Annotated in this window: 23 protein-coding genes; 12 read left to right on the forward strand and 11 right to left on the reverse strand. The window is 68.8% G+C overall.

Annotation, left to right across the window (positions count from 1 at the left end; translation table 11 throughout):
• Positions 1–15 precede the first annotated feature (15 nt).
• From CHB73_RS07635 to CHB73_RS07655, 5 genes are read left to right on the forward strand one after another with little or no spacing between them, the layout of a single operon-like run.
• A complete protein-coding gene (locus CHB73_RS07635) occupies positions 16–3,384 on the forward strand; it encodes a PAS domain S-box protein (protein WP_089273766.1) in 3,369 nt (1,122 codons plus the stop codon).
• On the forward strand, positions 3,359–3,763 hold the full coding sequence (locus CHB73_RS07640; RefSeq protein ID WP_089274206.1) for a response regulator: 405 nt from the start codon (positions 3,359–3,361) through the stop codon (positions 3,761–3,763). Before CHB73_RS07635 ends, CHB73_RS07640 begins: the two co-directional genes overlap by 26 nt.
• 2 nt (positions 3,764–3,765) lie before the next feature.
• A complete protein-coding gene (locus CHB73_RS07645) occupies positions 3,766–4,239 on the forward strand; it encodes a rubredoxin-like domain-containing protein (RefSeq protein WP_089273768.1) in 474 nt (157 codons plus the stop codon).
• A gap of 18 nt (positions 4,240–4,257) precedes the next feature.
• Complete coding sequence (locus CHB73_RS07650; protein WP_089273770.1) at positions 4,258–5,076, forward strand: hypothetical protein; 819 nt, start codon at positions 4,258–4,260, stop codon at positions 5,074–5,076.
• Positions 5,069–6,511 carry a sensor histidine kinase gene (locus tag CHB73_RS07655; RefSeq protein ID WP_089273772.1) on the forward strand — a complete coding sequence of 481 codons (1,443 nt, stop codon included), beginning with the start codon at positions 5,069–5,071 and terminating at the stop codon, positions 6,509–6,511. The genes CHB73_RS07650 and CHB73_RS07655 overlap by 8 nt, the downstream gene beginning before the upstream one ends.
• 95 nt (positions 6,512–6,606) lie before the next feature.
• Here CHB73_RS07655 and CHB73_RS07660 read toward each other — a convergent pair whose 3' ends face one another.
• The 3 genes from CHB73_RS07660 to CHB73_RS07670 are packed head-to-tail and all read right to left on the reverse strand — an operon-like array spanning position 6,607 to position 11,527.
• A complete protein-coding gene (locus tag CHB73_RS07660) occupies positions 6,607–8,358 on the reverse strand; it encodes an aldehyde ferredoxin oxidoreductase N-terminal domain-containing protein (RefSeq protein WP_089273774.1) in 1,752 nt (583 codons plus the stop codon).
• A complete protein-coding gene (locus CHB73_RS07665; RefSeq protein WP_089273776.1) occupies positions 8,355–8,789 on the reverse strand; it encodes a 4Fe-4S binding protein in 435 nt (144 codons plus the stop codon). Before CHB73_RS07665 ends, CHB73_RS07660 begins: the two co-directional genes overlap by 4 nt.
• The gene (locus CHB73_RS07670; protein WP_089273778.1) at positions 8,789–11,527 is read right to left on the reverse strand and encodes a bifunctional acetate--CoA ligase family protein/GNAT family N-acetyltransferase; all 2,739 of its coding nucleotides are present in this window, start codon (positions 11,525–11,527) and stop codon (positions 8,789–8,791) included. Before CHB73_RS07670 ends, CHB73_RS07665 begins: the two co-directional genes overlap by 1 nt.
• 260 nt (positions 11,528–11,787) lie before the next feature.
• Between CHB73_RS07670 and CHB73_RS07680 the strand changes: the two genes are divergently transcribed.
• Positions 11,788–12,306, forward strand: coding sequence for a FlxA-like family protein (locus tag CHB73_RS07680; RefSeq protein WP_179216946.1), 519 nt, complete (start codon positions 11,788–11,790; stop codon positions 12,304–12,306).
• A 328-nt stretch (positions 12,307–12,634) separates the two neighbouring features.
• Here CHB73_RS07680 and gltA read toward each other — a convergent pair whose 3' ends face one another.
• The gene (gltA, locus tag CHB73_RS07685; RefSeq protein WP_089273784.1) at positions 12,635–14,092 is read right to left on the reverse strand and encodes an NADPH-dependent glutamate synthase; all 1,458 of its coding nucleotides are present in this window, start codon (positions 14,090–14,092) and stop codon (positions 12,635–12,637) included.
• Position 14,093: 1 nt separating this feature from the next.
• A complete protein-coding gene (locus CHB73_RS07690) occupies positions 14,094–14,945 on the reverse strand; it encodes a sulfide/dihydroorotate dehydrogenase-like FAD/NAD-binding protein (protein ID WP_089273786.1) in 852 nt (283 codons plus the stop codon).
• A 185-nt stretch (positions 14,946–15,130) separates the two neighbouring features.
• Here CHB73_RS07690 and CHB73_RS07695 point away from each other — a divergent pair, with 185 nt between their 5' ends.
• Complete coding sequence (locus CHB73_RS07695; RefSeq protein WP_089273788.1) at positions 15,131–16,312, forward strand: glycosyltransferase; 1,182 nt, start codon at positions 15,131–15,133, stop codon at positions 16,310–16,312.
• Positions 16,313–16,381: 69 nt separating this feature from the next.
• On the opposite strand, the gene CHB73_RS07700 is transcribed toward CHB73_RS07695, so the two are convergent.
• Positions 16,382–17,092, reverse strand: coding sequence for a response regulator (locus CHB73_RS07700; protein ID WP_089274207.1), 711 nt, complete (start codon positions 17,090–17,092; stop codon positions 16,382–16,384).
• A 192-nt stretch (positions 17,093–17,284) separates the two neighbouring features.
• On the opposite strand from CHB73_RS07700, the gene CHB73_RS07705 reads away from it, so the two are divergent.
• Positions 17,285–17,494 (forward strand): hypothetical protein, encoded by a 210-nt coding sequence (locus tag CHB73_RS07705; RefSeq protein WP_089273790.1) that lies wholly within the window; start codon positions 17,285–17,287, stop codon positions 17,492–17,494.
• A gap of 4 nt (positions 17,495–17,498) precedes the next feature.
• On the opposite strand, the gene CHB73_RS07710 is transcribed toward CHB73_RS07705, so the two are convergent.
• The gene (locus CHB73_RS07710; protein ID WP_089273792.1) at positions 17,499–18,188 is read right to left on the reverse strand and encodes a hypothetical protein; all 690 of its coding nucleotides are present in this window, start codon (positions 18,186–18,188) and stop codon (positions 17,499–17,501) included.
• A gap of 660 nt (positions 18,189–18,848) precedes the next feature.
• Here CHB73_RS07710 and CHB73_RS07715 point away from each other — a divergent pair.
• The 4 genes from CHB73_RS07715 to CHB73_RS07730 all read left to right on the forward strand — a co-directional run bounded on the left by CHB73_RS07715 (position 18,849) and on the right by CHB73_RS07730 (position 22,918).
• Positions 18,849–20,321, forward strand: coding sequence for a GNAT family N-acetyltransferase (locus CHB73_RS07715; RefSeq protein ID WP_179216947.1), 1,473 nt, complete (start codon positions 18,849–18,851; stop codon positions 20,319–20,321).
• Positions 20,322–21,094: 773 nt separating this feature from the next.
• Positions 21,095–21,511: a hypothetical protein gene (locus tag CHB73_RS07720; protein WP_089273796.1), complete on the forward strand. Its 417-nt coding sequence runs from the start codon at positions 21,095–21,097 to the stop codon at positions 21,509–21,511.
• A gap of 179 nt (positions 21,512–21,690) precedes the next feature.
• Entirely contained in the window at positions 21,691–22,392 is a 702-nt protein-coding gene (locus CHB73_RS07725) for a nitrite/sulfite reductase domain-containing protein (protein WP_179216948.1), read from the forward strand.
• Positions 22,393–22,516: 124 nt separating this feature from the next.
• A complete protein-coding gene (locus CHB73_RS07730; RefSeq protein ID WP_089273800.1) occupies positions 22,517–22,918 on the forward strand; it encodes a PEGA domain-containing protein in 402 nt (133 codons plus the stop codon).
• 67 nt (positions 22,919–22,985) lie between these two features.
• Here the strand turns inward: CHB73_RS07730 and CHB73_RS07735 are convergent, their stop codons facing one another.
• From CHB73_RS07735 to CHB73_RS07750, 4 genes are read right to left on the reverse strand one after another with little or no spacing between them, the layout of a single operon-like run.
• The gene (locus tag CHB73_RS07735; RefSeq protein ID WP_089273802.1) at positions 22,986–23,669 is read right to left on the reverse strand and encodes a molybdate ABC transporter permease subunit; all 684 of its coding nucleotides are present in this window, start codon (positions 23,667–23,669) and stop codon (positions 22,986–22,988) included.
• A 4-nt stretch (positions 23,670–23,673) separates the two neighbouring features.
• Positions 23,674–24,390: a molybdate ABC transporter substrate-binding protein gene (gene modA / locus CHB73_RS07740; protein WP_089273804.1), complete on the reverse strand. Its 717-nt coding sequence runs from the start codon at positions 24,388–24,390 to the stop codon at positions 23,674–23,676.
• Positions 24,387–25,121, reverse strand: a complete 735-nt coding sequence (locus CHB73_RS07745; protein WP_089273806.1) for an ATP-binding cassette domain-containing protein — start codon at positions 25,119–25,121, stop codon at positions 24,387–24,389. The genes modA and CHB73_RS07745 overlap by 4 nt, the downstream gene beginning before the upstream one ends.
• Before the next feature lie 6 nt (positions 25,122–25,127).
• Positions 25,128–25,856 (reverse strand): Rossmann-like domain-containing protein, encoded by a 729-nt coding sequence (locus tag CHB73_RS07750; RefSeq protein ID WP_089273808.1) that lies wholly within the window; start codon positions 25,854–25,856, stop codon positions 25,128–25,130.
• Positions 25,857–25,903: the final 47 nt, after the last annotated feature.

Consider the following 25,903-nt stretch of genomic DNA (forward strand, 5'->3'; position numbering starts at 1 on the left):
CCCGCAGGAGACCCCATGCCGCACACCCCGGCGACCCTTGCGGGGAAGACCCGCGCAAAGGCCGCGCTTTTGAGCGTCCTGGCGGCAGCGCTGTGGGTCGGGGCCACGGTGTGCGCCGCGGCCGCCGCCGGGGAGCCCCGGTCCATCGTCGCCGCCGTTCCGGCCAACCTGCCGCCGCTGTACACCCTGGGCTCCAATGGGCGGCCCACGGGGTTCGCCGCCGAGGTGCTGCGGCAGGTGGCCCTGCGCGCGGGCTATTCCCTGCGTTTTGTCGCCGTGGCGGACCAGGTGGAGGCCATGCGCCTGGTGGAGACGGGCCAGGCCGACATGGTGCCTGGGCTGGGTGCCGATTCGGAGCGCGCCACGCGCCTGCTCTTCAGCCGCCCCTTCGAGACCCAGGCCGTGCACATCTACACCCGTGCGGAAAGCCCGCGCCGGGAGGATTTGGCCTCCCTTGCGGGGCTGCGCGTGTCCGTGGTGGCGGGCAGCATTCCCTTGGAGCGGCTGGCGCGTGCAGGAAGCGTCCCCCATGTGGCGCAATCCCTGCCGCAGGCGCTTTTCGACCTGTTCTCGGGGCAGACGGACGCGCTGGTCTTTCAGGCTCCCCTGGTGGAGCACGCGTCCAAGGCCGCCGGGCTTGAGGACAGGCTTGTCCGCAGCAAGGCGCCCCTGCTGGAGGTGAACCGCGCCCTGGCCGTGAGCCCCAGGCGACCGGAGTTGCTGGCCGATCTGGACCGCGTCCTGGGCCAATACCGCGAAACCCCGGAGTTCCGGCTGCTGTATCGGCAATGGCACGCCGCCGCCGCTCCCCCGGTGCTGACCCCCATGGCCATGGGCATCATGGCCGCCATAGTGGTGGTGGTGGGCGCGGTGCTGCTCACCTGGCGGTACGTGTCCCTGCTGCGCGTGAACCGCAGGCTGCTGGCGGCCCTGACCGAGCGGGACCAGGCCCTGGCCGCGCTGCGCCTGGGGCAGGACCGCATGGAGGCCCTGCTGACCCTCATCCACATGGACAGCGCCGACACCAGAGGGCTGGTGGGCTTCGCCCTGGACCAGGGCGTGGCCCTCACCGGCAGCGGCATGGGCTTTCTGTTTTTTGTCGAGGGGGATCGCATCGACCCGGAGCAGGTCCATTGGCGTCTGCCGGACGGGGCAACGTCTCCTCCGGAGGGGCTCACCCCCTCCTACACCCCGGCCAGGGGCGGCCTTTGGGCCGATTGCCTGCGCACCAAGGCCCCGGTGCTGGTCAACGACTACCCCGCCTATGCCGCGGAACGGCCACTGCCCCAGGGGCACCCGGATTTGGCGCGGTTCATGGCCGTGCCCCTGCTGGAGACCGAGCAGGTGGTGGCCGTGCTGGGCGTGGCCAACAAGCAGACCCCCTACGATGACAACGACACCCGCCAGCTCCAGCTCTTTCTGGCCGGGCTGTGGCGCGTGCTTCAGGCCCGCCGCGACGCCGAGTCCATCCGCAAGTCGCGCGACTACGCCGAAAGCCTCATCGAAGGCGCCAACGCCATGCTGGTGCGTCTGGATACCGAGGGCCGCACCACCCTGTTCAACGCCGCGGCCGAGCGCATCACCGGCTACAGCCGCTCCGAGGTGCTGGGCCGCGAATGGAACGCCCAGATGCTGCCGGGGCACCTTTCCAACGTAAGCGCCGCGCTGTACGGCGACTTCATGGCCGGGCGCACCGCCCTGCCGCGCCAGCACGAGGGCGTGCTGCTGACAAAAAATGGCCTGCTCCGGCACATTTCCTGGCAGAACAGCCTGCTCCGCGAGGGGGAGCGGGTCGCCGGAATCATCGCCTTCGGCATCGACATCACCGAGCAGAAGGAGGCGCAAGCGGAACTGACGCGCCTGCACCGCGCCATCGAGCAGGCGGCGGAAGGCGTGGTCATCGCCGCTGAACCGGGGGTCATCCTCTACGCCAATCCGGCCTTCGAGCGCATGACCGGCCGGGAGCCCGGCGGCCACGGCCTGAAGGGCAAGGGCGTGTTCGATCTGGACCTTGCCGTGCTGGAGCACCACAGCTGCGTCACCCCGGCCGAGGGCCAGGAGGGCACCTGGCGCGGCACCTGCTCCTTCGCCCGGCCGGACGGGGTCGCCATGGAGGTGGAGTTTACCGTTTCCGCCATACGCAGCCGCGCGGACAGGCTGGTAAGCTACGTGGCTGTGTGCCGCGACGTGACCGAGAAGCGCCTGCTGGAGCATCAACTGTGGCAGGCCCAGAAGATGGAGGCCCTGGGCACCCTGGCCGGCGGCATCGCCCACGACTTCAACAACCTGCTGGCGTCCATCATGGGCTTCACCGAGCTGGCGCTCGACGATCTGCCCGCCCAGTCCCGCGCGCGCGCCTGCCTGGACCGGGTGCTCGGCGCCAGCCTGCGCGCCCGCGAAATGGTCCGGCAGATCCTTTCCTTCAGCCGCCGCGGCGAACACAAGCTGCGCCACCTGCGCGCGGATTCCGTGGTGGGCGAGGCCCTGAAGCTCATGGAGGCCTCCCTGGCCAAGAACATTGAAATCCGCGCGGTGCTCGCCTCCCATTCGTTCATCCTGGCCGACCCCTCCCAGGTCCATCAGATCGTCATGAACCTGTGCACCAACGCGGCCCAGGCCATGCGCGAATGCGGCGGCAGGCTGGAAGTGCGGACCGGGCGCGGCCTGTTGCCTCCGGAGATCGCCGCCAGGCGGCGGCTGTCCCCGGGGGAATATGTGCGCCTTGACGTGGAGGACCAGGGGCCGGGCATTGCGCCGGAACTGCTGGGCCGTATTTTTGACCCCTTCTTCACCACCAAGGGCCCGGGCGAGGGCACTGGCCTGGGCCTGGCCGTGGTGCACGGCATTGTGACCAGCCTGGGCGGCGACGTGTGGGCGGAGAGCGAGCCCGGAAGCGGGGCGCGCTTCAGCGTGCTGCTGCCCGCCCAACTGCCGCCGCCGGAGGCTCCGGCCGAAAAAAGCCCCGAGGACTTGCGCGGCAGCGAACGCATTCTTGTGGTGGATGATGAGCCAGACTTGCTGGACTTTTGCCGCGAGGCGCTGGCCCCGCTGGGCTACCAGGTGACCACCACAAGCGATCCCCAGGCCGCACTGGAGGCCCTGCGCCAGGCCCCGCAGGATTGCGACCTGCTCGTCACCGATCTCAACATGCCCCGAATCAGCGGTTTGGCGCTTGCCGAGGAGCTGCGGCCGCTGGCCCCCCGTTTGCCCATCGTGCTCATCACCGGCTTCAGCAGGACCATACCCCCGGACCGCCTGGAATCCCTCGGCGCGGTGCGGATTCTGCCCAAGCCCTTTTCCACAAGCGAGCTGGCCCTGGCCGTGCGCCAGGCCTTTGCCGGCCCCACGGGAGGGAGCAATGCCCCATCGCATTCTAGTGGTTGACGACGACACCGACGTGCGCGACCTTGTGTGCCGAATGCTTGAACAGGACGGCTACGAGGCCGTGCCCGCCAAGGATGGCCGGCAGGCCCTGGAACGCCTGAGCCTGCTGCCACCGGACCTGGTCATCACCGACGTGGTGATGCCGGACGTGGACGGGTTCGAGGTGCTTTTGAAGCTGCGCCATCTCGCCCCCGGCGTGGAGACCATGGTCATGTCCGGAGGCGGGCGCGTGGCTCCGGATTTCTATCTGGAGACCGCGCGCAGGCTGGGCGCGCGCGCCGTGCTGCGCAAGCCCTTCACCAAGGCCGAAATTCTCGCCGCTGTCCGGGACATCCTTGGGCCGGGGCAGGGCCAACAACCGCCAAGTCAGGAGTCGTAATCATGCAGCCGGAAACCGAGCCTCTTGCCAAAGCCTTCGTGCGGCAGTCCATGGCCGCGGCAAAGAACCGCGTGCGCGCCCAGAAGGCCGCGCAGGAGGAGGACCCCGCCCAGGCCCTGTTCCTGGCCCTGGCCCAGGCCCAGGAGGTGCAGGCCAAAAAGGCCCTGCTGCTGCTGCGCGGCCGCATCGGCCCCACGCGGGAAAACGTGGCCGAGGCGCTGCAGGAATCGCGCGAGATGGCCGTGGAGACCCTGCCCTGGACCGTGCTGGCCCAGGCCGAGGGCGACCGCGCCGCCGGGGCGCTTCTGGTGCAGATGGCCCGGGCCCTGGCCAGCCATCTGGTCCTGGACGCGGGGGGCGCGGAACAGGAGTTCCATGTGTGCTCCATTTGCGGATACATCCACGCGGGGGGCGCGCCTGGCCGTTGTCCCGTGTGCCAGGCCCTGCCGGAAAAGTTCGCCGGCGTGCGGGCGTAGGCGGGAAAGGCGCGCGCCATGTTGGCCGAGGCCCTGTTGTACGCCCGTGCGCGCCTGGCCGGGCAGCACGACCGGCACGGGCATCTCACCGAGCTGGTGGGCATTTGGGCGCGCTACCGGCGGCAACGCAACGCCTGGGCCGAACACCTGGCCCGTGCGCGGATGCTGTGCCTGCGCGCGGCCGAGGCCTGCCCCGGCCACCGCACGGCGCTGGTCCTGGGGGCCGGGCTGCTGCACGATGTGCCCCTGGAGGTCCTGGCCCGGTTGTTCCGCCGCGTGGTCCTGGCGGACCTGGCCTTTCTGCCCCCCACCATCTCCCTGGCGCGCGGCCTGGGCAATGTGGAGCTTGTGCTGCAGGACCTTACCGGCTGCATGGACGACCTGCCCAGTCCCGACGAACTGGCCGCCCGCGCCCCCGCGCCCGTCCCTGATCTCGCCCTGGGACTGCCGGAGCTGGATTTCGTCTATTCGGCCAACCTGCTGTCGCAGCTGCCGCTCTACGCCATGGCCGTTCTGCGCCGTCGCGTTTCCCCGCCGGGGGAGGAAGACCTGGAGGCCTATGCCGCCTCCCTGATCCGCGCCCACCTGGCAGGCCTTGCGCGGCTGCCATGCCCGGCCTGCCTCGTCACCGATCTGCGCGAGCACGGCGCCGAGGATGGGGAGCCGTGCTACGAGTCGGATGTGCTTTTCGGTGCGCAGCACTCCCTGCGGGGCGAAACCTGGACCTGGCGGCTGGCCCCGCGCGGCGAGCTGCGACCCGGCCTGGAGGCCGTGCGCACGGTGCTGGGCGTGGACAACGTGAACCGGGCCGCCGCCCGTGGGAGGGATCATGGCTGACAGCCCCGTGCGCTGTCCCGGCGCGCCGCGCCCGCGGCCCGACAGCGGGCTTTTCGCCGGGCCGCCGACCGCGCCGCTTCCGCCCGACCCGGCCCTGTGCCTGGAGAACGATGTCCCGCGGCGGCGCGCCCTGGAAGCCCGCGCCCTGGTCAAAATGGACGAGGCCGAGAGCCATGGCTTCGGCCTTGACGAACAGCGGATGCTCAGCGCCTTTTTCGATCTCGCCCAGGAGTACGACTCGCGGCGTGATTTGCTGACCATAAGCGTGCTTTTGCCCATGATCTTTTTCGATCAGGACATGCGCGTGTACCTGCGCTGCGGCCCGCGCTCCTGGCGGCTGGCCCGCTGCCTGCGCATTCCGCCCAAGTTGCCGTACTTCGAGCCGCCGCCGCGGCCGTGCGTGCGCGGGTGCGACTATTACGCGCCCATCACCGCCCGCAAGGACACCGCAGATCTGCTCGGCTACCCGCTGGAGCACGGCGTCATGGGGTGGATCGAGATCGCCGGGGGCGCGGCCCTGTCCCAGGCGCGGCAGAATTTTTTCGAGCGGTACGCCGGGCGCATCGGCGTGCAGTTGCACAACCGGCTCGCCAGCGCCAAGAACCGCGAGCACCTCTCTTTCATCCAGAACCTGGTGGCCGACATCGGGCACAACGTCATTGTGCCCAACATGACCTTCAAGCTTTTTTTTAATCGTCTGCGCGGCGCGATAGGCCAGCTGGAGGCTCTTGTGGACGCCGCCCCGGCCCAGACCCCGGGCGACTTCCTGCGCGAACTGGACCTGGTGCAGTCCACCCTGCGCACGCAGTACGAGGAGATCAGCCGCCACTACGAGCAGACCAGTCTGTTTTTGGAGACGCTTTTGCGGCGCAGGCATTTCGAGGAAGGGCGCTACGTGCTGGAAAAGCGCTTGGTGAACCTGCGCAAGCAGGTGGTGGAGCCGCAGGTGGAGCGCTTCCGCCCCAGGCTGGTGGACCGGGGCATCGGCATCGACCTTTCCATGGGCGGCATCCCCGATGTCCCCGTGCAGATCATGGCCGATCTGGGGCTTATGGCCCAGGTGTACGCCAACCTGTTTTCCAACGCCGTGAAATACACCAGCGCGGTCGCCACCCCGGACGGCCGCAGCGCCAAGTTCATGGCCTACGGCTGGGATGTCCTGCCCGAGGCCTTCGGCCCCGGACGCCCCGGCGTCAAGCTCAACGTGTTCACCACAGGCCCCAACGTGCCGGAGGAGGAGCGCGGCGGATTGTTTCAGCCCGGGTTCCGGGCCAGCACCATGGGCGGCGAGCACGGCACCGGACACGGCCTGGCCTTTGTGCGCCAGGTGGTGGACCTGCACGGCGGGCAGGTCGGCTACGAGGCCGCGCCCCTGGGCAACAACTTCTTCATCATCCTGCCCATAGAGCCGGAGGCCGCACAGCCCACGGAATAGGCGGAAGACCTTGCCTCCACAGGGCCGCCAAGGGCCCCCGGGCGTTTTGCCGGGGCCGGGCGCTTGGGGCCGGGCGCGGGGACGGCCGTCCCCGGTCAGCCTGGCTGGGATTCGCTGCCCAACTCCACAAGCTTTGCGGCATAGGTTTGCCGCAGGGTCTCCATGTACTCGGCGTCTATGGGGCCTTTCCAGGTCACGACCTCGGTGTAGCGCTTGGGGATTTTGGCGTGAACGGGGTCGTAGCCGGAGCGCATCCGCAGCCGCCAGCGCAGGCGCTGGATGGCTTGGCCCGCGGGCTCAAGGTTGGCGGCCGCATCCTCGTAGCCCAGGGAGCCAAGGGCCTGCTGCAGACGCTCCGTGGTGTACACCCCGCGCGCGAACAGGCAGCCCACCATGCTGGTGAGCACGATGCGGCTGGCCTCGTCCTTGACGAAGCCCGAGGCGACCTTTTCGGCGTCCTTGTCCTGCGGCTTCTGGTCGGCGGAGTAGGCGCTGGAGTCCAGGTGCGAGTGCCGGAAGCTCAGGGACTCGGACACGAAGAAGGTCTCGCCCGTGGCGTAGCCGGCCATTTCCTGCCCCAGCACGCAGGCGTAGTCCTGGCCGTTGTAGTGGCTGGCGGCCTTCATGGTGCCCTGGGCCAGCCTGCGGTAGAATTCGTTTGTTCCGCGCCCCAGGTGGCCTATGGCGGCCTTGTAGCCTTCCGCATCCCCGAATTGCAGCGGCGTCAGGGTTTCGGCAAGGGATATGTGGCCTTTCTGCAAGGCCTCGGTGGCCCAGGCCAGGGCCACGCCGCCGCTCATGCAGTCCAGCCCCTCGCGCTCCACCGCGTCCATGAGGCCCAGCACCGCGAAGCCGTCGGTCATGCCGAGCATGGAGCCCAGGGAGAAGATGGGCTCGTAGTCGTAGGCCACCTGCCGGTACAGGTAGCGGTTGTCGGCCATGAACTTCTCTCGCAGGAAGCCGATGTGGATGCAGCCCACGGGGCAGCCCGCGCAGGCGGTGTTCCTGAGCAGCATGTCCTTGGCGAAGCGCTCGCCGCTGATGCCCTCGATGCCGGGGTCCGTGGTGGCCTGCAGATTGCGCCAGGGCAGACTCTTGAGTTCGTTGAGCGCGGCCATGTTCCCGGCGGTGCCCAGGTCATGGTACTTGCTCATCATGCTGGTTTCGGTGAGCAGGGCGTAGATGTCCTTGAAGGCCTGGGCGTAGGCCTTGCCCTCGGGCAGGGGGAAGGAGGCGTCGCCCTGGATGGCGATGGCCTTGAGGTTCTTTGCGCCCATTACCGCGCCCGCGCCCAGGCGGCCGAAGTGGCGGTACGTGTCCACGTTGATGCAGGCGTAGGCGCAGCCGTTTTCCCCGGCCGGGCCGATGCGCAGGATGCTGCGCGTGCCGGAGCCGGAAAGCATGTTGCGCAGCATCTTGCCGGTGGTGAACACGTCTTTGCCCCAGAGAAAGGGCGCGTCCTTGATCTCCATGTGCTTGTGGCCGATGGACAGCACGCAGGGGCGCTCCGCCCGGCCGACGACCACCAGCGCGTCCATGTCGGCGAAGCGCAGGGCCAGGGCGCTGCGGCCCCCGGCGTGGCTTTCGGCGTACTGGCCGTGATAGGGCGAGAGGAACGCGCACACGGTCTTGCTCATGAGCGGGAAGTAGCCGGTGAGCGGGCCGATGGCGAAAATGAGCGGCTGCGCGGGGTCGTTCCAGGGCAGGGCCGGGTCGCCGTACTTTTCGAAGCACAGGGCGGCCAGGCCGGAGCCGCCGAGCCACTGCTCGCGGCCGGGCAGGTTCTCCACGCGGGTCTTGCGCGCGGAGAGGTCCACGATGACGACGCGGAAGTGCGGGCGGATCATTCGGCCACCTCCTGGACGATGTTGGCCTGGCCCTTTTCGGCCAGCTCCAGGCAGTCGTGGGGGCAGAAGGGCACGCAGCGGCCGCAGTGGATGCACACGTAAGGGTTGTCCAGCTCGTCCTGCACGATGGCGCCCACCGGGCAGGCGGCCACGCACTTGCCGCAGCGGATGCACAGGCTTTTGTCCTGTTTCACGCCGCCGTCGCTTTTGCGGGGGGTAAGGGACCCTGTGGGGCAGGCGGCCGCGCAGGGAGGCGGGTCGCAGGCCAGGCACACGCGGGCCTCGAAACCCGTGGAGATGCCGCCGGAGGACGCGATGCGGATGCCCGCGGTGAACCAGGACAAGCGTTTGTGAACCAGCCTTGCGCAGGCGAGCGAACAACTCTGGCAGCCGATGCAGCGCTCCATGCGCGCGGCGATGAGGGTCTTCATCAGGACTCCTTGGGGCGTTGTTCCGGTGCGGGGGACTGGCGCAGATCCAACACCATGTCCACCAGTTCCTCGTCCGGGTTGAGCTTGATCTCGAAGCCGAACTTGCGGGCAAGGCCCTGCATGGCCTTGTTCTCCACCAGGGTCTGGCCCGTTATCTGGTGCGTGCCCCGGCCGCGGGTGTAGTCGATCATTTTGCGGAAGAGGATGCTGCCCAGCCCCGTGCCCTTCTGGTCGGAGCGCACCACGATGGCGAACTCCGCGTCGGTGTTGTCGGGTTTGGTGGCCGTGCGCACCACGCCGAGGGTTTCGGGCATTCCGCCCTCGGTCATGGCGCTGGCGATGAAGGCCATCTCGCGGTCGTAGTCGATCTGGGTGAAGCGCGCCATGTCCTTGTGGTCGAAGTCGCGCCTGACCGAACCGAAGAAGCGCATCCGCAAGTCGTCGTCCGAAAGCTGGCGGATGAAGGCGCGGTGGGCGGCCTCGTCCTCGGGCCGGATGGGCCGGAGCGTGATCTTGCGGCCGTTCTTCATCACCGTGCATTCTTCCAGCTCGCGCGGGTAGGGGCGTATGGCCAGGCGCTCGGCGCCGGGGCGGGTCTCCGGCGCGACGGTGATGCGCGCTCCAAGCGAGAGCACGCCCATGTCGTCGGCGTAGAGCGGGTTGATGTCCAGGCTCACGATCTGCGGCACGTCGATGATCAGCTGGGCGATCTGGATGACGGTGAGGCAGATGTCGTCGATGTCGGCCGCCGGGTGCTGCGGCGTGCCGGAAAGCAGGCCGTTGATGCGCGTGCGCGAGATGAGCTCCCGGGCCAGGCTCATGTTCAGCGGCGGCAGGGTCACCGCGCGGTCGCGGATCATTTCCCTGGCCACGCCGCCGTGGCCGAAGGAGACCACCGGCCCGAACACCGGGTCCAGGTGCGCGGAAATGAACAGCTCGTGCGCTCCGGCGCGGCGGCCCATCTTCTGCACCACGAAGCCGTCGATGTAGGCGTCGGGCCGCTGGCGCGACACGCGGGCCAGCACGCTGGCGCAGGCCTCCCAGACCTTGTCCGGGCCGTCCAGGTCCAGCACCACGCCGCCCACCTCCTGCGGCTGGCTGATCTGCGGGCTTTTGAGCTTCACCGCCACGGGATAGCCCAGCTGGTCCGCGGCGATGACGGCCTCCCGGGCGCTGGTGGCCTGCACGGTCTCCACCACGGGGATGCCGTAGGCCGTGAGCACCTCCTTGGCCTCCGCGCCGGTGAGGCGGCTTCTGCCTTCGGCCAGGGCGCGTTCGCAGGTGTCGCGCGCGGCGCGCGTGTCCGGGAAGAAATCCGAGGGCAGGGAGTCCGGCGTCTGGATGAGCAGCTCCTGGTTCTTTTGGAACTGCACCATGTACAAGAAGGCGCGGATGGCTTGCTCCGGCGTGTCGTAGGTGGGCACGCCCGCATCGGCGAACACGGCGCGCGCGCGCAGGGCGGAGTCCGAGCCCATCCAGGAGGTGAGGACCATGCGCTTGGCGCGCTTGGCCTGGGCGGCCACGGCCTGCGCCACCTCGACCTCGGAGAGTCCGGCGAAGGGCACATGCAGCAACAGCGCCGCGTCCACGCCGGGATCGGTAAGCAGGATTTTGAGGGCCTCCACCCAGTCGCCCGCCGGGGTGTCGAAGCGCAAGGCCACGGGGTTGCCGCCGTCCCACGCGCCGCCAAGCAGCTTGTCCAGGGCCAGGGTGGCGCTGTCGCTGAACTGCGCCAGCCGCCCGCCGCCGGAGAGCAGGGCGTCGGCCGCCATGATGCCCGCGCTTGCCCCGTTGACCAGGATGGCCAGGCGGTCGCCGCGCACGGGCCGCCCGCCAGAAAGGGTCTGGGCCGCGTCGAACAGGCCGTCGATGCTGCCCACGCGCAGCATTCCCGCGCGGCGGAAGGCCACGTCGTAGACCTCGTCCGTAGAGGCAAGGGCCGCGAACGCCTCGCCCTGGCCCGTGGCCTTGGCCAGCTCCGCCAGGGCGGCGTGCAGGGCCTGGCCGGGGCGCAGCGCCAGCACCGGCTTGTTGCGGCTGGCCGCCCGCGCGGCCGAGACGAAGTCGCGCGCGTCGTGGACGCCCTCAACGTAGAGCAGGATGGAGCGCACCAACGGGTCCGCGCCCAGGTGGTCCAGAACGTCTGCGAAGGTGATGTCCATCTGCGCGCCCAGGGAGATCATGTGCGAAAAGCCGATGCCGTGGCTGCCCGCCCAGTCCAGAACCGTGGTGAACAGGCTGTCGGACTGCGACAGGAACGCGGTCTTGCCGGGCAGGCTTCTGGTGTGCGCAAGGCTGGCGTTGAGGTTCAGCGATGGCACGATGAATCCCATGCTCTTGGGGCCGAGCACGCGCAGGGCGGGCGGACGCGCCGCTTCCAGAATCTCCGCGCGCAGGCGGTCCCTGCTTTTTTCGTCCAGCCGCGCGAACCCCGGCCCCATGAGGGCCACGGAGCGCGTGCCGCGCGCGCGCAGCGCGTCGATGATGGCCGGAGCCTCGGCAAGCGGTCGGCAGACGATGGCCAGGTCCGGGGTCTTGGGCAGATCGGCCACGGTGGGGTAGGTCAGCACCCCGGCCACGGCTTCGGCCTCTGCGCTCACGGGCATCACCGCGCCGTGGAAGCCGCCGTCCATGAGGTTGCGCATGACCAGATGCCCGATGTTGGCCGGGGCGTTGGCCGCGCCGATGACCGCCACCGTCCTGGGATTGAAGAGGGAATCGAGATTGGTCAGGCTCATGGGCTCCCCGTGATGCGCAAGAAGGTCGCGGCCTGGGCCGGGCAGGAGGCCGGGCCTGCCTCCTGATAGCCCGAACTGGCCTGCCGTGGCAACTGCGGGCGGACCTGCCCGCGCAACGGCTCCCTCTCCCCCCCAAAAAAATGCATCAGCTCCCTAAAGCGTTCCATCGCCACGGCCGATGAGCATGTCAAAATGAACGTCATCTCCTGTGCTCCGAAGAAATAAAGGCATCCCCAAACCCTTTGCATCAGGAGATGAACATGGATATTTCCGGCTACACCAATCTTGCCCAGGCAGCAAACGAGGGCGCGTCCTCCCTGACCATCAACTCCCTGTCCAAAAGCGCCAAGACCAGTCTCAACACCTCCGATTCGGATTCGGACAGTTCCTCCGGCTCCGGCGATACCGTCAGCATTTCCGACGAGGCCAAGGCCCTGTCCGCCTCCTCCGCGGGCGCTTCCGACACCTCCGGGGCCACGGCGGCCACCCTTTCGGCCAGCTCCTCCGACTCCTCCTCGTCCGATGACGACGACTCGGAAACCGAGGTTGAAAAGCTTCAGCAGCAGATCCAGGAAATCCAGCAGCAGATCAAAGAGGCCCAGCAGGACAGCAGCCTGAGTTCCGAGCAGCAGGACCAGAAGGTTCAGCTGCTCCAGTCCCAGCTCATGATGCTGCAAACCCAGCTCCTGCAGGCCCAGGCCGAAAGCGCCGGCACCACCTCCAGCTCCAATGGAGGCACCAGCGCCGAGGGCATGGCCAGCAGCCTCACCGAAGCCTAGACGAGAAGGGCAGGGGGCGCCGCCCCCTGCACCCCCGCCAAAGGGCCGCGGGCCCTTTGGAATCCCTTTGCCGAGCATGATGGCCCGGACGGCGCACGCGCCGTCCGGGCCATCATGCTCGGGAAGGGTTCTGGCGGGAGAGTATACGGTCTGGGGAGCGGCCGGGGATTCTGAACGCTGTGCCGAAGAGGCTTCCGTTCTGGGGGCCATGCTCACGGCGCGATTCCCGCGGGCTCTGGCCCGCTGGAATCGCGCCGCGTGCGCAGGGGCTCCGGGGGGCGCGCAGCCCCCCGGCGGGGTTCCAGGGGCGGCGCCCCTGGTTCTCTCCCTACAGCTCCGTGCCGAGCAAGCGGCGGGCGATTTCCTTGGCGGCCTTTCGTCCCGCGCCCATGGCGCTGATGACGGTGGCGGCCCCGGTGACGATGTCGCCTCCGGCGAAGACGTTGTGGATGCTGGTTTCGCCGGTTTCGGGGTTGGCGTCGATGTAGCCGCGCTTGTTGAGGGCGAGGCCCTTTGTGGCGTCGAGCAGGATGGGGTTGGGCCGGGTGCCCACGGCGATGATGGCCAGCTGGCAGGGGATGTCGGCGGTCTGGCCCTCAATGGCTTCGGGGCGGCGGCGGCCGGAGGCGTCGGCCTCGCCCAGGCGCATCTTCTGCACGGTCATGCTGGTAAGGCGCTTGTTCTCGTCGGCGTTGAGCGAGAGCGGCGCTGACAGCAGTTCGAGCTGGACGCCCTCCTCGATGGCGTGTTCCAGTTCTTCCAGACGCGCGGGCATTTCGGCCTTGGTGCGGCGGTAGACGATGGAGACCTTTTTCGCCCCCAGGCGCAGGGCGGTGCGCGCGGCGTCCATGGCCACGTTGCCGCCGCCGATGACGCAGACCTCGTCGGCCTTGAAGATGGGCGTGTCGTGGTTGGGGAAGTCGTAGGCGCGGCCGAGGTTCACGCGGGTCAGGTATTCGTTGGCGGAGAACACGCCGATGCTGTTCTCGCCGGGGATCTTCATGAACTGGGGCAGGCCCGCGCCCACGCCGATGAACACGGCCTTGTAGCCCTCGTCGAAGAGCTCCTGCACGGTTATGGCCTTGCCGCCCACCCAGTTGGTCTTGAACTCGGCGCCCAGCGCCTTCATGGCGTCCACCTCGCGCCGCACGATGTCCTTGGGCAGGCGGAATTCCGGGATGCCGTAGACGAGCACGCCGCCCACCTCGTGCAGGGCCTCGAACACGGTGACCTTGACGCCCAGCGCGGCCAGATAGCCCGCCACGGTGAGCGAGGCCGGGCCCGCGCCGATGCAGGCCACGCGCAGGTCGTCGCGGGTCATGCGGCAGGCGGCCTCGCCGGTGATTTGCAGGCAGGCGGCGTCGCCCGCGGCCAGGCGCGCGGCGAAGGTGTCGGCGACGTAGCGCTCAAGCCGACCGATGGCCACGGCCCCGCCGGTCTTGACCGGGTTCTTGGACAGGATGCACATGCCCTCGCACTGGTTTTCCTGGGGGCACACGCGGCCGCACACGGCAGGCAGGGAGTTATATTCGCGCAGCACCTTGTATGCGCCGGGCAGGTCTCCCTTCTGCAGCTGGCCGATGAAGCCCTTGATGTCGATCTCCACGGGGCAGCCTTGGCGGCACAGGGGCGTCTTGCACTGCAGACAGCGGCTGGCCTCGACCATGGCCTCGGCTTCGCCGTAGCCGAGCGCCACTTCAAGGTAGTTTTGGATGCGCGCGAAAGGGGCCTGGGTGGGCATTTCGGTGCGCGGCGTGCGCGCGGGTTTGGCGGTCTTTTCAGCCATGCTATTTGCCCTCCGCGCACTGGCACTTGTGCTGGAACAGCCGCATGGACTCCTGCTCCTGTTCGCGGAACTGGGAGAGGCGCAGGCGCAGTTCGCCGAAGTCCACCTGGTGCCCGTCGAACTCCGGACCGTCCACGCAGGCGAATTTCGTCTCCCCGCCCACGCTGCAGCGGCAGGCCCCGCACATGCCGATGCCGTCCACCATGATGGAGTTGAGGCTGACCGTGGTCTTGACGCCGAAGGGCTTGGTGACCTTGCTCACGGCCTCCATCATGGGCACCGGGCCGATGGCCACCACTTCGCTCACGTCCTTGTCCTCTTCCAGGCGGTTTTTGAGCACCTCGGTGACAAAGCCCTTGTGGCCCTGGGAGCCGTCGTCCGTGGCCACCAGCACCTCGGGGCAGAAGCTGCCGAGTTCGGAGCAGAAGAGCAGCAGGTCCTTGTTGCGCGCGCCGATGATGGCCACCACGCGGTTGCCCGCGCCCGCGTGGCCCTTGGCGATGTGGTGCATGGCGGCCACGCCGGTGCCGCCGCCCACGCAGATCACGGTGCCCTGCTTCTCAATGTGCGTGGGCTTGCCCAGCGGTCCGCAGAAGTCGGGCAGGCTCATGCCTTCCTCGAAGGTGTTCAACTCGGCCGTGCTCTTGCCCACCACCAGGAACACGATGGTCACGGTTCCGGCCTGCGGGTCGCAGTCGGCGATGGTGAGCGGGATGCGCTCGCCGTTTTCGGACGTGCGCAGGATGACGAAGTTGCCGGGCTTGGCGTGCTTGGCCACGTGCGGCGCATCGATGACGAGCAGCGTGGTCTGGCCCGGTATCAGGACCTTTTTTTGCAAAATGCGGTAGCTCATGAGGGGCACCTTCCGGATGGTATGGGATGGATTCCTGTACGCTGCACGCGGCGTGATTGCAACACGCGCGGCCCACGGATGGCTGTCGGCAGGCTGGAACGGGGACGGCAGGAATCCGGCAGGCGGTCCGCAAACGTCCGTCGGACGCCCTTCCCACGGGACGCAAGCTGCGCTAGGGCACAGCCATGACCACCGTGCGCGTGCTGCATCTCATCACCGGCCTGGGCTTGGGCGGGGCCGAAACCTGGCTGGCGCGGCTCTTGCCGGGCCTTGCCGCGCGCGGGTTCTCCTGCCAGGTGGCGAGCCTGCTCGACCTCTCCGGCCCGGGCGGCGCGCTGGCCCAGGGCATCCGGGCCGAAGGCGTCCCCGTGCACAGCCTGGGCCTTGCGCGCGGGCTGCCCCTGGCCTCCGGCGGGGCGGCGCTGCTGCGCCTGGCGGGCCTGCTGCGCCGCACGCGTCCAGCTGTGGTGCAGACCTGGCTCTACCACGCGGATCTGCTGGGGCTCCTGGCTGCGCGTCTGAGCGGGACCGGCGCGGCGGTGAGCTGGGGGCTGCGCTGCGGGCACATGGACTTTTCGCGCTCCGGCGTGGGCACGCGGCTTGCGGTGCGGGCCTGTTCGGCGCTTTCGGCCTGGCCGGAGGCGGTGACGGCCAACAGCGAGGCCGGGGCGCGCTGGCATGTGGAGCGCCTGGGCTACCGGCCGCGCAGGCTGGTGCTGCTGGAGAACGGCGTTGACACCGCCCTGTTCCAGCCAAACGCCCAGGCGCGTGAGGAACTGCGAAGCATGTGGGGCGTGGGCCCGGATGAATTGCTGGTCGGCCTGGCCGCGCGCCTGGACCCCATGAAGGGCCACGACGTGTTCTGCGCGGCCCTGGCGCGCCTGCGGGCGCGCTTCCCCAATGTCCGGCCCCTGTTCTGCGGACCGGGCACGGAACCCGGCGGCGGCCTGGACGCCCTGCTGGCGCGGCACGGGCTGGCGGAGCGCGCCCTGCGTCTTGGCCCGCGCCAGGACATGCCGCGGGTGCTGGCGGCACTGGACGCCCTGGCCCTGCCCTCCCTGGGCGAGGGCTTCCCCAACGCCCTGGCCGAGGGGCTTGCCTGCGGGGTTCCGGCCGCCTGCCTGGACGTGGGCGCGGCGCGGGAGCTCGCCGGACCGGGCGGCGTGGTGGCCAGCGTGGAGGTCGCGGATGCCGGGGCCCGGGCCGAGGCCCTGGTCGGGGCGCTTGGGCGGGTGTTGGAGCTGGGGCCGGAGGGCCGGGCCGCCATGGGCCTGGCCGGGCGTCGGCATGTGGCGGAGCGCTACGGTCTGGGCGCGGCCGCAGACCGCTGGGCCGCACATTTGCGCGGCTTGGCGGAAGGCGCTTAGCCGCTTGCCGATTACTTCTTTATTGTTTGAAATCTAATGATAATGCGGTGTCGATAGGCGTACGATATCCTAGGCGTCGCCGCTGCTGGGCTCCACGGGCTTGAAGCGGTAGCCCACGCCGCGCACGGTCTCGATCCAGTCCGCGTAGACCCCAAGCTTGCCGCGCAGGCGGCGCATGTGCGTGTCCACCGTGCGCGAGGTGCCGTCGAAGTCCGTATCCCATACCGTGTCCAGCAAACGCTCGCGCGGCAGCACCCGGCCCTTGGCCGCCACCAGTTCGCGAAGGATCTTGTGCTCCGTGGCCGTAAGGCCCGCGTCTTGCCCGTCAACGCTCACGCTGTGCGCCTCGAAGTCGATGCACAGCCCGGCCTTGCTGAAGCCGGAGGACTGGGGCTCGGGCGGGGCCGCGCGGCGCAACAGCGCCTTCACCCGCAGCAGAAGCTCGCGCGGGCTGAAGGGCTTGGACACGTAGTCCTCGGCTCCAAGCTCCAGCCCGACGATGCGGTCCACCTCGTCGCCCAGCGCCGTGAGCATGATCACCGGCACCATGCGGGTGCGCTCGTCCTGCTTGAGCCTGCGGCAGATCTCCAGGCCGTCCATGCCGCCGGGCAGCATCACATCCAGCAGCACCAGGTCCGGGCGGATGCGCTGCGCCAGCTCCAGGGCCTGCTGTCCGGCTCCGGCCGAGCGCGCGACGTATCCCGCCGAGGTCAGGTGATAGCACAACAACTCGCGGGTTTCCGGGTGGTCCTCGACCACAAGAACGGTCTTCTGGGACACATCGGCCTCCATCTGTACGGGGCTGGTGGACAGGACGCGCTCCGGCGTGCGGCCGGTGTAAAGTTGTCGGCCAACCGGGCCGATAGCGCATATGACGCAGGAACATAGCCCCGGACGGCACGGCGCGCAACATCCACCGGCCGAATCCGCACGCGCCCCTGCGCACACGCCGAACGACCACCGGGAGAGCGCATGTACTACCACGGATTCCAGAAGAAATTCCCCTCCAGCTCAGCGCCGTGGACCCAGGGCGACGACCAGCTCGTGGGACTGCTGTTTTCCAAGATCATCACCCGCACCGCCGGGGCCGCGCCGGTGGAACCCCCGGCCCTGGCCGACGAGATGGCCCACAACCTCTTCGATCTCATGCTCTACATCAGCAAGGACTTCCACTCCTGCTGAGGCGTCAGGCCGTGACTTGCAACATGGGGCGTGTGGCGGCGAATCCTTCCGCGCAGGCGACATAGGCGGCCAGGGCCTGGCGCAGCCGCCATGCCGCGACGCCTTGACCCGCATGTTCCGGGGACCGCGCACCGCCACCTGGCGTCGGTCCGTCCGGGCCGGCCACTTCCGCGCCAGAGAGAGCCGCCTCGACCTGCGCCGCCGGGGCTTCCTGCCCGGCGCGTTCCGCTGCCGTTGGGCTTTCTGCCTCCTCGGCCTGCGGAGAGGCGCGTAAAGCGCCTGTCCCGTCGCAGACGCTGGAGGCCGCGCGTCCGGCGTCGAGCGCGCTCCAAGCCTGGGCCAGCGCGGAATCGAAATCACCCCCGAAACGGATGGGGCCGGAACCCTGCGCGGCGTCGGCCCCAGTCGCCCAGGACCCAACGCGCGCAACGGAGTCCACGGGTGGGGCCTCGATTCCGCCGGTCCCGGCGAACGGGCTGGCCGCGGCAAGAGGATTGGCCGACGCCTCCGGATTCGAGGGGGCTTTCGCCTGCGCCGCTCCGGTCCGGCCCCACACCACCTGGTCCGTGGAATAGCTGATGCCCAGCGGGCCGAGCTTCACCGAAACGCGGCGCGTCTGCACCTGCGGGCGTGAAACAAGAGCGGCCTGACGGGCCGCGCTGTTTGCGCCGCTGCTGCCGATGCCTGGGGTCATGGCCGTCTCCGGGGCTGGCCCGGGCGTCCGGTCAAATCAAAAAAAGACCGGAAGCCGCTTGTGCCGCCCCTGGTCCAGCGTTTCCCGACACCTCTTGCGAGTATCGGGGAAATCGCCACCCTCTCTCCTGTGGAGGACCGGGGCAAAAGCGTCTTCCGTCCGTGGAAGCAGGGCGCGGGCCAAAGCCTAGTCTGGGCCGACTGCGCGCCGTGTTTGAAATGTAACCCCTGCGCGTCATCTTTGCAAGGGCCTTGCTCGCCATTTGGCGGCCAAGGGGGAGTGCCTTGTGTATGCCTCCGGCGGCCAAGGGGCCTTCCCGGCCCCTTGGAGTCCCGGATAAGGGGGAAGGCGAGGGAGCCGCTGTCCCTTCTCCCTTCACGCGGGTCCAGGGGCGCGTAAGCCCCTGGCCTGCGGAGCATGAACCGGGCGGAGCGTTGTGCCCGTTTATGCCTCCGGCGGCCAAGGGGCCTTCCCGGCCCCTTGGAACCCCGGATAGGGGAAGGCAAGGGAGCCGCTGTCCCTTTTTCCTTCACGCGGGTCCAGGGGCGCGTAAGCCCCTGGCCTGCGGAGCATGAACCGGGCACGACACCTGCCCCCGCTCTGTCGGGCGCAACGCCGGGCCATGTGGACACAGGGACATGTTTACGGCACTGTCACAGCATGAAAAAGAAAACCCATACGCAGTTGCGGCTTCCTGCGGATACCCGGTTTTTGCCTTTGGCCCAGGAGCATGTGCGTGGCCTGGCGCGCATCTTGGGGCTGCCGGAGCGGGACATGTTGGCCCTGGAGCTGGCGGCGGAGGAGGCCTTTGAGAACATCTGCGTTCATGCCTATGCCGACGGCACGCCGGGCGACGTGCTTGTGGATGGCGAGTTGCTGGCGGGCGAGCTGCGTCTGGCCTTCCATGACGAGGGGTTGCCCTTTGATCCCAGCCTGCTTGAGCGCCGCGATCGCCGATCGGATGGCGAAACGCGCGGCATCGGGCTCAAGCTCATCCACAACGCTGTGGACGAAGTGGTCTGGGAAAATCGGGGCCGCCTGGGCAAGGCGTTGCGGCTGGTGAAGCGTCTGCCGCCTTCGCTGTGCGCCCTTGATCTGGAGGAGGGGCAGCAGCAAGGAGAGGCGAGGCCGCCCCGCGCCCCGGAGCAGGAATACCTCGTGCGCCCCCTTTGCCCGGAGGACGCCTTGCAGGTGACCCGGCTGTTCTGGCTGACGTATGGCTTTTCGTACAAGAACGAGGCGTTCTACCGCCCGGAAGGCGTGCTGGACATGGTGGCGCGCGGGGTGCTCCGCAGCCATGTGGCGGTCACGGCCGCGGGAGAGGTGGTGGCCCACGCGGGGCTGCTGCGCCCGCAGCCGGTGCCCATGGCCGAAATGGCGCTGCTTGTGGTCTCGCCCGCGCACAGGGGGCGCGGCCTCATGGAGCGGCTCGCCGTCGCGCTGACCGCCTGCGCCGAGGAGATGGGCCTGTCCGGCGTGTCCATCAATCCGGTAACGAGCCACCCCGTCAGCCAGCGCGAGTCCATCAAGCTTGGGGGCAGACCCTGCGGCCTGGACCTTGCCGCCTGCCCTCCCAGGCAGTTCAAGGCCATGCGCCTTGAGGACGGCCCGCCGCAGCGCGAATCCTATCTGCACTGCTTCAAGCATCTCTCGGTTCCGCCCCCAACCGTGGCGTTCGCACCGAAACGGAACCACGATATTGTCGCGCGTATCTACGCGACCATGGAGCGGCCCTTCGTGTTCGGCGCGCCAGATGCCGCCGCAGCAGGATCTTACAGCGTGTCCTTTGACCGAAGCCTCGCCAAAGGCATCGTGCGGGTGGGTCGCGCCGACGTGCGCCAGTGGCCGGAAATCCGTCGCGCTACGGTCGACTTGCTGGATATCGCCGGAGCCGAGGTGCTGCATATCGAACTGCCCCTGGCGCAGCCGGGCACGCCGACGCTGTGGGAACTGGCCGAGGCCGAGGGCTTCTTCTTCACAGGAGTTTGGCCCCACGCCGCGGAGGACGGCGACATAGCGCGGCTGACCAGGCTGGCGGCCCCGCTGGATATGGGACGGTTGCGCCTGTACTCGGATTTTGCGTGCGAACTCGGCCGATATGTGGAGGCAGAAATGCAGCGCGCCGTGCGCTGAGGGACACGGCGCCAGCCAGGTTGTTGCGCCCGTCTATGCCTCCGGCGGCCCAGGGGGAGTGCCTTGTGTATGCCTCCGGCGGCCAAGGGGCCTTCCCGGCCCCTTGGAACCCCTGATAGGGGAAGGCAAGGGAGCCGCTGTCCCTTTTTCCTTCACGCGGGTCCAGGGGCGCGTAGCCCCTGGCCTGCGGAGCATGAACCGTGCAGAGCGTGGTGCCCGTTTATGCCTCCGGCGGCCAAGGGGCCTTCCCGGCCCCTTGGAACCCCGGGTAGGGGGGAAGGCAAGGGAGCCGCTGTCCCTTTTCCCTTCACGCGGGTCCAGGGGCGCGTAAGCCCCTGGCCTGCGGAGCATGAACCGTGCAGAGCGTGGTGCCTGTGTATGCCTCCGGCGGCCAAGGGGCCTTCCCGGCCCCTTGGAACCCCGGATAGGGGAAGGCAAGGGAGCCGCTGTCCCTTTTCCCTTCACGTGGGTCCAGGGGCGCGTAGCCCCTGGCCTGCGGAGCATGAACCGTGCAGAGCGTGGTGCCTTGTGTATGCCTCCGGCGGCCAAGGGGCCTTCCCGGCCCCTTGGAATCCCGGATAGGGGGAAGGCAAGGGATCCGCTGTCCCTTCTCCCTTCACGCGGGTCCAGGGGCGCGTAAGCCCCTGGCCTGCGGAGCATGAGCCGGGCACGACATCGGCCCCGTCGCCCGGATCGTGTGCCGGGTATACCTCTCGCGTTGGCATGGGACGTGCTAGCGTTTACGGGGAAATCCCCCCTGGCGGAGGTGCTGGATGCGGAAGAGGATGCGCGCGGTGTTGTGCGCTGTGCTGGCCTTGGCGGCGTTTGTCCTTGCGGGCTGTGGCGATGCGGGCCTTGACCGCGTGGACGTGACTTGGCGGACGGACCCTCCGCCGCGCTGGGGGCTGTACCCAGGCTATCGGCAGGAAATTCCCTGTCCGGTCGGCGCGGAGTACCATGTGGATGTGTTTCGCAAGGGCGCGCCGTTCACGGGCGGCACGCTCACTGCGGCGTACGCCTTGTCGTTTGTGCCCGATCCCGGAGCAAGGGGCATTGCTGCCGTCCGGGACGGCCGAGACCGCATGACCGTGACGGTGACCCTGCGCGACGACAAGGGCGGATCGCAAGCCCTGACGGCCCTGCGCATTGAACGCGTGGCGGGCAAGATATATTTCGAATTCCCGAAGTAGCCCTCCCAGCCCGGAACCTTGAGGGTGGGATGCGGCAATTGGTTGTCAACGGCAACTATCTGCGTTCCGCAGAATTGTGTCCCCTTGCGCGGACCGCGCACCGTGCCTGACGCAAGTCAAGGCGCGCGCTTCGGCATTGTGGCATGGTCGCTCCAAGACGATCCGCAGAGGAGCCTTTCATGTCCGCTTCCGGCCACGCGCAATCACGATCAGGTACGCCGACGGCCAGCGCGCTGACGCCGCGCCTGATCCTTGGCCGCGTCAGCGCAGAGCAATTGGAGACCATCGCCGCGGCCATGCGTCGTTTCGGCATTCCCTTGGCCAGGCTCACCGCCGGACAGCGCATCGCCTTGCCGGGCGTGCGCCCGGAGGACCGCGAAGGTTTGCTTGCGCTGCTTGGCCTGCCGGAGGACGGCGACGGCGGGCACGGCGGCGGGTTGGTGCAGGCCTGCCCAGGCGCTCCGGATTGCCCAAACGCCCAGCGCGAGACCGGGCCAATGGCCCTGCGCCTGGAGGAGGTCTTGCGCGGCCTTGCCCTGCCCGCCAAGGTGCGGGTCGGGGTGTCGGGCTGTCCTCGCTGCTGCGCGGAATCCCGCGTGCGCGATCTGGGGCTAATCGGCGGGCCTTCGGGCTGGACCCTGGTGTTTGGAGGCAACGCCGGGGCCAGGCCGCGCGTTGCGGACGAACTGGCGCGGGGGCTCTCCGACGAGGCGGCGTTGGAGCTGGCCCGGCGGGCGCTTGCGGCCTATGGCGCACGCGCGGCCAAGCGTCAGCGGACCGCGCGCTTCGTGGAGGCCGTTGGGCTGGAGGCCCTGCGACAGGCTTTGGACCTCGGCATGGATGGCCTGAGCGGAGCCTCCGGCGCGCCGGAAGCCCCGTAGCCGCTCGGCGTATGATGCGCAACTTTCAGTAAGAGATTGGAGGGGTGTGCGCCTTCCACGGGCCATTGTCCGCGTGCGCGCTTTGCGCTACCATGCGCGCATAACCCTATTTGGAGGCCCTGCCATGCGCCGTGCTTTTGCCCCGCTTGCCATCGCGTTCCTTGCCGCCCTGTGCGGCTGCGTCACCACGCAAAAAATCCCCGTCAGCACCGATCCCGGCGGAGCGGCCGTGTTTCTGGATGGGGTCAAGGTCTGCGAGGCCACCCCGTGCGGCGTGGAAGCCAAGACCGATCAGAACCATCTGCTCACCATAGTCAAGGACGGCTACCGCCAGAAGGACGTGACCCTGCGCCTGGCCCAGACCCCCGGCGGCAAGACCGTGCTGACGCCCGACATCGTGACCCTCAAGCTGCGCACGCCCGACCAGCCGGACCTGACCGACAAGGACAGCGCCGTGGGCACGGCCATAGACATCGGCACGGAACTGCTGCAACGCGTGCTCAAGGACGCCACCGCGCCAAAGTAGCGGCGGGCCGTTCCCGACCGGCTTGGCTGCGTCGCCCTTGCTGAACTGCGGCGGTTTGCCCGGGGCATCATTCCCTGCCCATTCTTTTGAGCAGCACGGTGAGGGCGACGGACACCAGCGCCAAGAGCGTCGCCAGCACGCCTGCCCGGGCGAAGTCGCCCGTGAACACGGCGTTGTAGATCTCAAGCGAGACGGTGTTGGTGCGGCCGATGATGTCGCCGCCCAAGAGCAGGCTTACGCCCACTTCCCCCAGTGCGCGGCCCGTGGCCAGAAAAAGCCCCGCCGCTATGCCGCGCCGACAGTGCGGCAAAACCACCCGTACGAAGGTGGTGGGCCAGCCCTTGCCCAGGACGGCCGAAAGCTCCATGAGCCGTGTCAGCTCGCCACGCATGGCCGCCTGCACCGGCCGCACCATAAGCGGAATGCCTGCGGTAAGGGCGGCCAGCACCAGCCCCGGCGTGCTGAACACCAGCTCCAGGCCGACCCAGCGCTCCAGGGGCGCGCCAAGGAGCCCCTGGCGGCCCAGGAGCAACAGCAGGCCGAAGCCCACGGCCATGGGCGGCAGGATGAGCGGCAGGGACACGAGCATGTCGAGCAGGGCCACCAGACGGCCGCGCCCCAGCCCAAGCAGACAGCCCAGCGGCACCCCGATGACGAACAGCAGGGGCACGGTCCAGGCCATCACCCGGAGCGTCAGGACAATGGAAAAGGCGGCCCCCGGATCGAGGGCCGCGGCCAAGGCCCCGGTCATGCCCCTACAGCCCGTGCTTGCGGGCCAGCTCCCGGCCCTTGGCCGAGTTCAGGAAGGCCACAAACGCCGCAACCTCTGCGGACTCCTGTCCGGCCAGCACTCCGGCGCCGATGCTGATGGGCGAATACTGCGAGCGGTCCACCACGAAATACCCGCCGATCTTGTCGGACTGGCCCTGGACATCGGTGAGGTTGGCCAGCCCGGCGTCCACCTCGCCCGAAACCACGTAGGTCATCACCTGCGGCACGGTTGCCACGACAAGCAGCTTGCCCTTGATCGCGTCCGAAAGGCCCGCGCGTTCCAGGGCCTCCATGCCGGCGACGCCGTAAATGGCCTTGGCCGCGTCGGGCATGGCCACGCGCTTTACCTCAGGCTTGGCCAGGTCGCCCAGCCCGGACATGCTCTTGCCCTTGGGCCACGCCACCACCAGCGCGCCCTTGCCCAGCTCCGTGAAGGAGGCCAGGGGGACGCCGGACTTCTTCAGGAAGGACTGCTCGCCGATGATCATGCTGACTTTCCCGCTGGCCTTGGCCTGAGCGATGACCTGGCCCATGTTGCCGAAAATCAGCTCCAGCTTTTTGCCGCTCTTGGCTTCGTAGGCGGTGGCGAGATCGGTGACCAGGCGTTTGTAGCCCGCGCCCGAGGCCACGGTGAGGGTTTCCGCCCGGACGAGGGCCGCGGCGCACAGGACGAACAGCAAAGCCAGGGCCAGTCGTTTCATAAGAGCGCTCCTTGGGGTTGATGTGGTTGCGAAAAGATCGGGTCCCCGGCGCGCGCCAGAAGCACGGCTTCCTCGTCCAGGCGCTGCGCCACCTGGAGGGGGAACCAGTCCGGGTTCAGGCGGCCGTCCACCATGGCCAGCACCGCATCGCCCAACTGGGCGGCCTCGGCCAGGTCATGGGTTATGTGAATGATGGGCAGGCGGAAGCGGTCGCGCACGCGCAGCAGTTCCAGCCGGAGCGCCCGGCGCGTGGCGGCGTCCAGGGCGGAGAAGGGTTCGTCCAGGAGCAGGAGCTTGGGCCTGCGGGCAAGCGCCTGGCAGAGCGCGCCGCGCTGGCGCTCTCCGCCGGACATGCGGCCCGGCCTGGCTCCGGCCAGATGCGCGATGCCGAAGGATTCCAGCAGTTCGCGGGCCCAGGCGCGGTCGTGCGTGGCGTAGGCGATGTTCTGCGCCAGGGTCATGTGCGGGAAGAGGGAATACTCCTGGAACACCAGGCCGATGGTGCGCTGCCTGGGCTTGTGGAAAATCCCTGCGCCCGTGTCCAGCCAGGCTTCGCCGTCCAGTTCGATGCGTCCGGCATCGGGCCTGTCCAGCCCGGCCAGCAGGCGCAGCAGGGTGGTCTTGCCCGAGCCGGAAGGCCCGGTGAGGGCCAGGATGCTGCCTGCCGGGCAGGCAATCTCCAGGTCCAGGGCGAATCGGTCCAGGCGCTTGGTCAGGCGTGCGCGGAGCATGACGGCTCAGTCCGACTTGGCGCAGAAGCGGTCCCAGCCCATGAGCGCGTCCGCTCCCGCGGCGGTGACGCCGAAAATGGTGGCCGGAGGTCCGCCCAGGAAGTTGCCCAGGGTCCCGTTGGTCAGGGTGGAGCCGGTGACCACAAGCTGCTGCGCCCAGGACACGGCATCGCGCTCCTGCTCCGGCCCCTCGATGCACACCCCTGACACCTGTTTGCCGATGTTGTCCGGGTCCAGGTCGAGCACGCGCAGTTCGAAGTCTTTCGCCAGCGCCGCGACGAACTTCGGCTGCAGGCCCACAAGGGTGATGCGCGCCTTGGGGCCGATCCGTGTCAGCAGGTGCTCGCGCAGGTGCTCGGCGCACTCGGACGGACCCTGGTCGCGGCAGTGGACGGTGCGGTCGCACAGGCCCAGGCTGCGCATGGTGGCGTTGAGCGTGGCCACGAACACGGCCCGGCGGTAATTGTTCGAAAGCGGCATGTCCGCGATGTCCGCAAGCGTGCCGACGAAGTCGCCGAACTGGTCGGTGAAGGCCTGGCCGCGCGCGCCGTGGAACTCCGCCTCCATCATGCGTTCGCGTCCCGTCTGGAGCTTGAATCCTTCGCCGGGGTTCCCGATGGCCTCCTCGGCCGAAAGCACGCGCGCGGCAATGCGCACAGGCTCCTGCAGCAGCCCCGCCTTGCGCCATTGCTCCACCGCCCGGGACCGGACCTGTTCAAACAAGCTTCTTTCCATGGCTCCTCCGTGTTGGAAAATGTTCAGAACGCATCATATGCAGCAGT

This window comes from Humidesulfovibrio mexicanus, from assembly GCF_900188225.1.
GTDB classification, from domain to species: Bacteria; Desulfobacterota; Desulfovibrionia; order Desulfovibrionales; family Desulfovibrionaceae; genus Humidesulfovibrio; species Humidesulfovibrio mexicanus.

What these genes read in the sequence shown, in the direction of transcription:
- CHB73_RS07635 (WP_089273766.1), top strand. Translation starts at nt 16, where the DNA reads ATGCCGCACACCCCGGCGACCCTTGCGGGGAAGACCCGCGCAAAGGCC.
- CHB73_RS07640 (WP_089274206.1), top strand. Translation starts at nt 3,359, where the DNA reads ATGCCCCATCGCATTCTAGTGGTTGACGACGACACCGACGTGCGCGAC.
- CHB73_RS07645 (WP_089273768.1), top strand. Translation starts at nt 3,766, where the DNA reads ATGCAGCCGGAAACCGAGCCTCTTGCCAAAGCCTTCGTGCGGCAGTCC.
- CHB73_RS07650 (WP_089273770.1), top strand. Translation starts at nt 4,258, where the DNA reads ATGTTGGCCGAGGCCCTGTTGTACGCCCGTGCGCGCCTGGCCGGGCAG.
- CHB73_RS07655 (WP_089273772.1), top strand. Translation starts at nt 5,069, where the DNA reads ATGGCTGACAGCCCCGTGCGCTGTCCCGGCGCGCCGCGCCCGCGGCCC.
- CHB73_RS07660 (WP_089273774.1), bottom strand. Translation starts at nt 8,358, where the DNA reads ATGATCCGCCCGCACTTCCGCGTCGTCATCGTGGACCTCTCCGCGCGC.
- CHB73_RS07665 (WP_089273776.1), bottom strand. Translation starts at nt 8,789, where the DNA reads ATGAAGACCCTCATCGCCGCGCGCATGGAGCGCTGCATCGGCTGCCAG.
- CHB73_RS07670 (WP_089273778.1), bottom strand. Translation starts at nt 11,527, where the DNA reads ATGAGCCTGACCAATCTCGATTCCCTCTTCAATCCCAGGACGGTGGCG.
- CHB73_RS07680 (WP_179216946.1), top strand. Translation starts at nt 11,788, where the DNA reads ATGGATATTTCCGGCTACACCAATCTTGCCCAGGCAGCAAACGAGGGC.
- gltA (WP_089273784.1), bottom strand. Translation starts at nt 14,092, where the DNA reads ATGGCTGAAAAGACCGCCAAACCCGCGCGCACGCCGCGCACCGAAATG.
- CHB73_RS07690 (WP_089273786.1), bottom strand. Translation starts at nt 14,945, where the DNA reads ATGAGCTACCGCATTTTGCAAAAAAAGGTCCTGATACCGGGCCAGACC.
- CHB73_RS07695 (WP_089273788.1), top strand. Translation starts at nt 15,131, where the DNA reads ATGACCACCGTGCGCGTGCTGCATCTCATCACCGGCCTGGGCTTGGGC.
- CHB73_RS07705 (WP_089273790.1), top strand. Translation starts at nt 17,285, where the DNA reads ATGTACTACCACGGATTCCAGAAGAAATTCCCCTCCAGCTCAGCGCCG.
- CHB73_RS07710 (WP_089273792.1), bottom strand. Translation starts at nt 18,188, where the DNA reads ATGACCCCAGGCATCGGCAGCAGCGGCGCAAACAGCGCGGCCCGTCAG.
- CHB73_RS07715 (WP_179216947.1), top strand. Translation starts at nt 18,849, where the DNA reads ATGAAAAAGAAAACCCATACGCAGTTGCGGCTTCCTGCGGATACCCGG.
- CHB73_RS07720 (WP_089273796.1), top strand. Translation starts at nt 21,095, where the DNA reads ATGCGGAAGAGGATGCGCGCGGTGTTGTGCGCTGTGCTGGCCTTGGCG.
- CHB73_RS07725 (WP_179216948.1), top strand. Translation starts at nt 21,691, where the DNA reads ATGTCCGCTTCCGGCCACGCGCAATCACGATCAGGTACGCCGACGGCC.
- CHB73_RS07730 (WP_089273800.1), top strand. Translation starts at nt 22,517, where the DNA reads ATGCGCCGTGCTTTTGCCCCGCTTGCCATCGCGTTCCTTGCCGCCCTG.
- CHB73_RS07735 (WP_089273802.1), bottom strand. Translation starts at nt 23,669, where the DNA reads ATGACCGGGGCCTTGGCCGCGGCCCTCGATCCGGGGGCCGCCTTTTCC.
- modA (WP_089273804.1), bottom strand. Translation starts at nt 24,390, where the DNA reads ATGAAACGACTGGCCCTGGCTTTGCTGTTCGTCCTGTGCGCCGCGGCC.
- CHB73_RS07745 (WP_089273806.1), bottom strand. Translation starts at nt 25,121, where the DNA reads ATGCTCCGCGCACGCCTGACCAAGCGCCTGGACCGATTCGCCCTGGAC.
- CHB73_RS07750 (WP_089273808.1), bottom strand. Translation starts at nt 25,856, where the DNA reads ATGGAAAGAAGCTTGTTTGAACAGGTCCGGTCCCGGGCGGTGGAGCAA.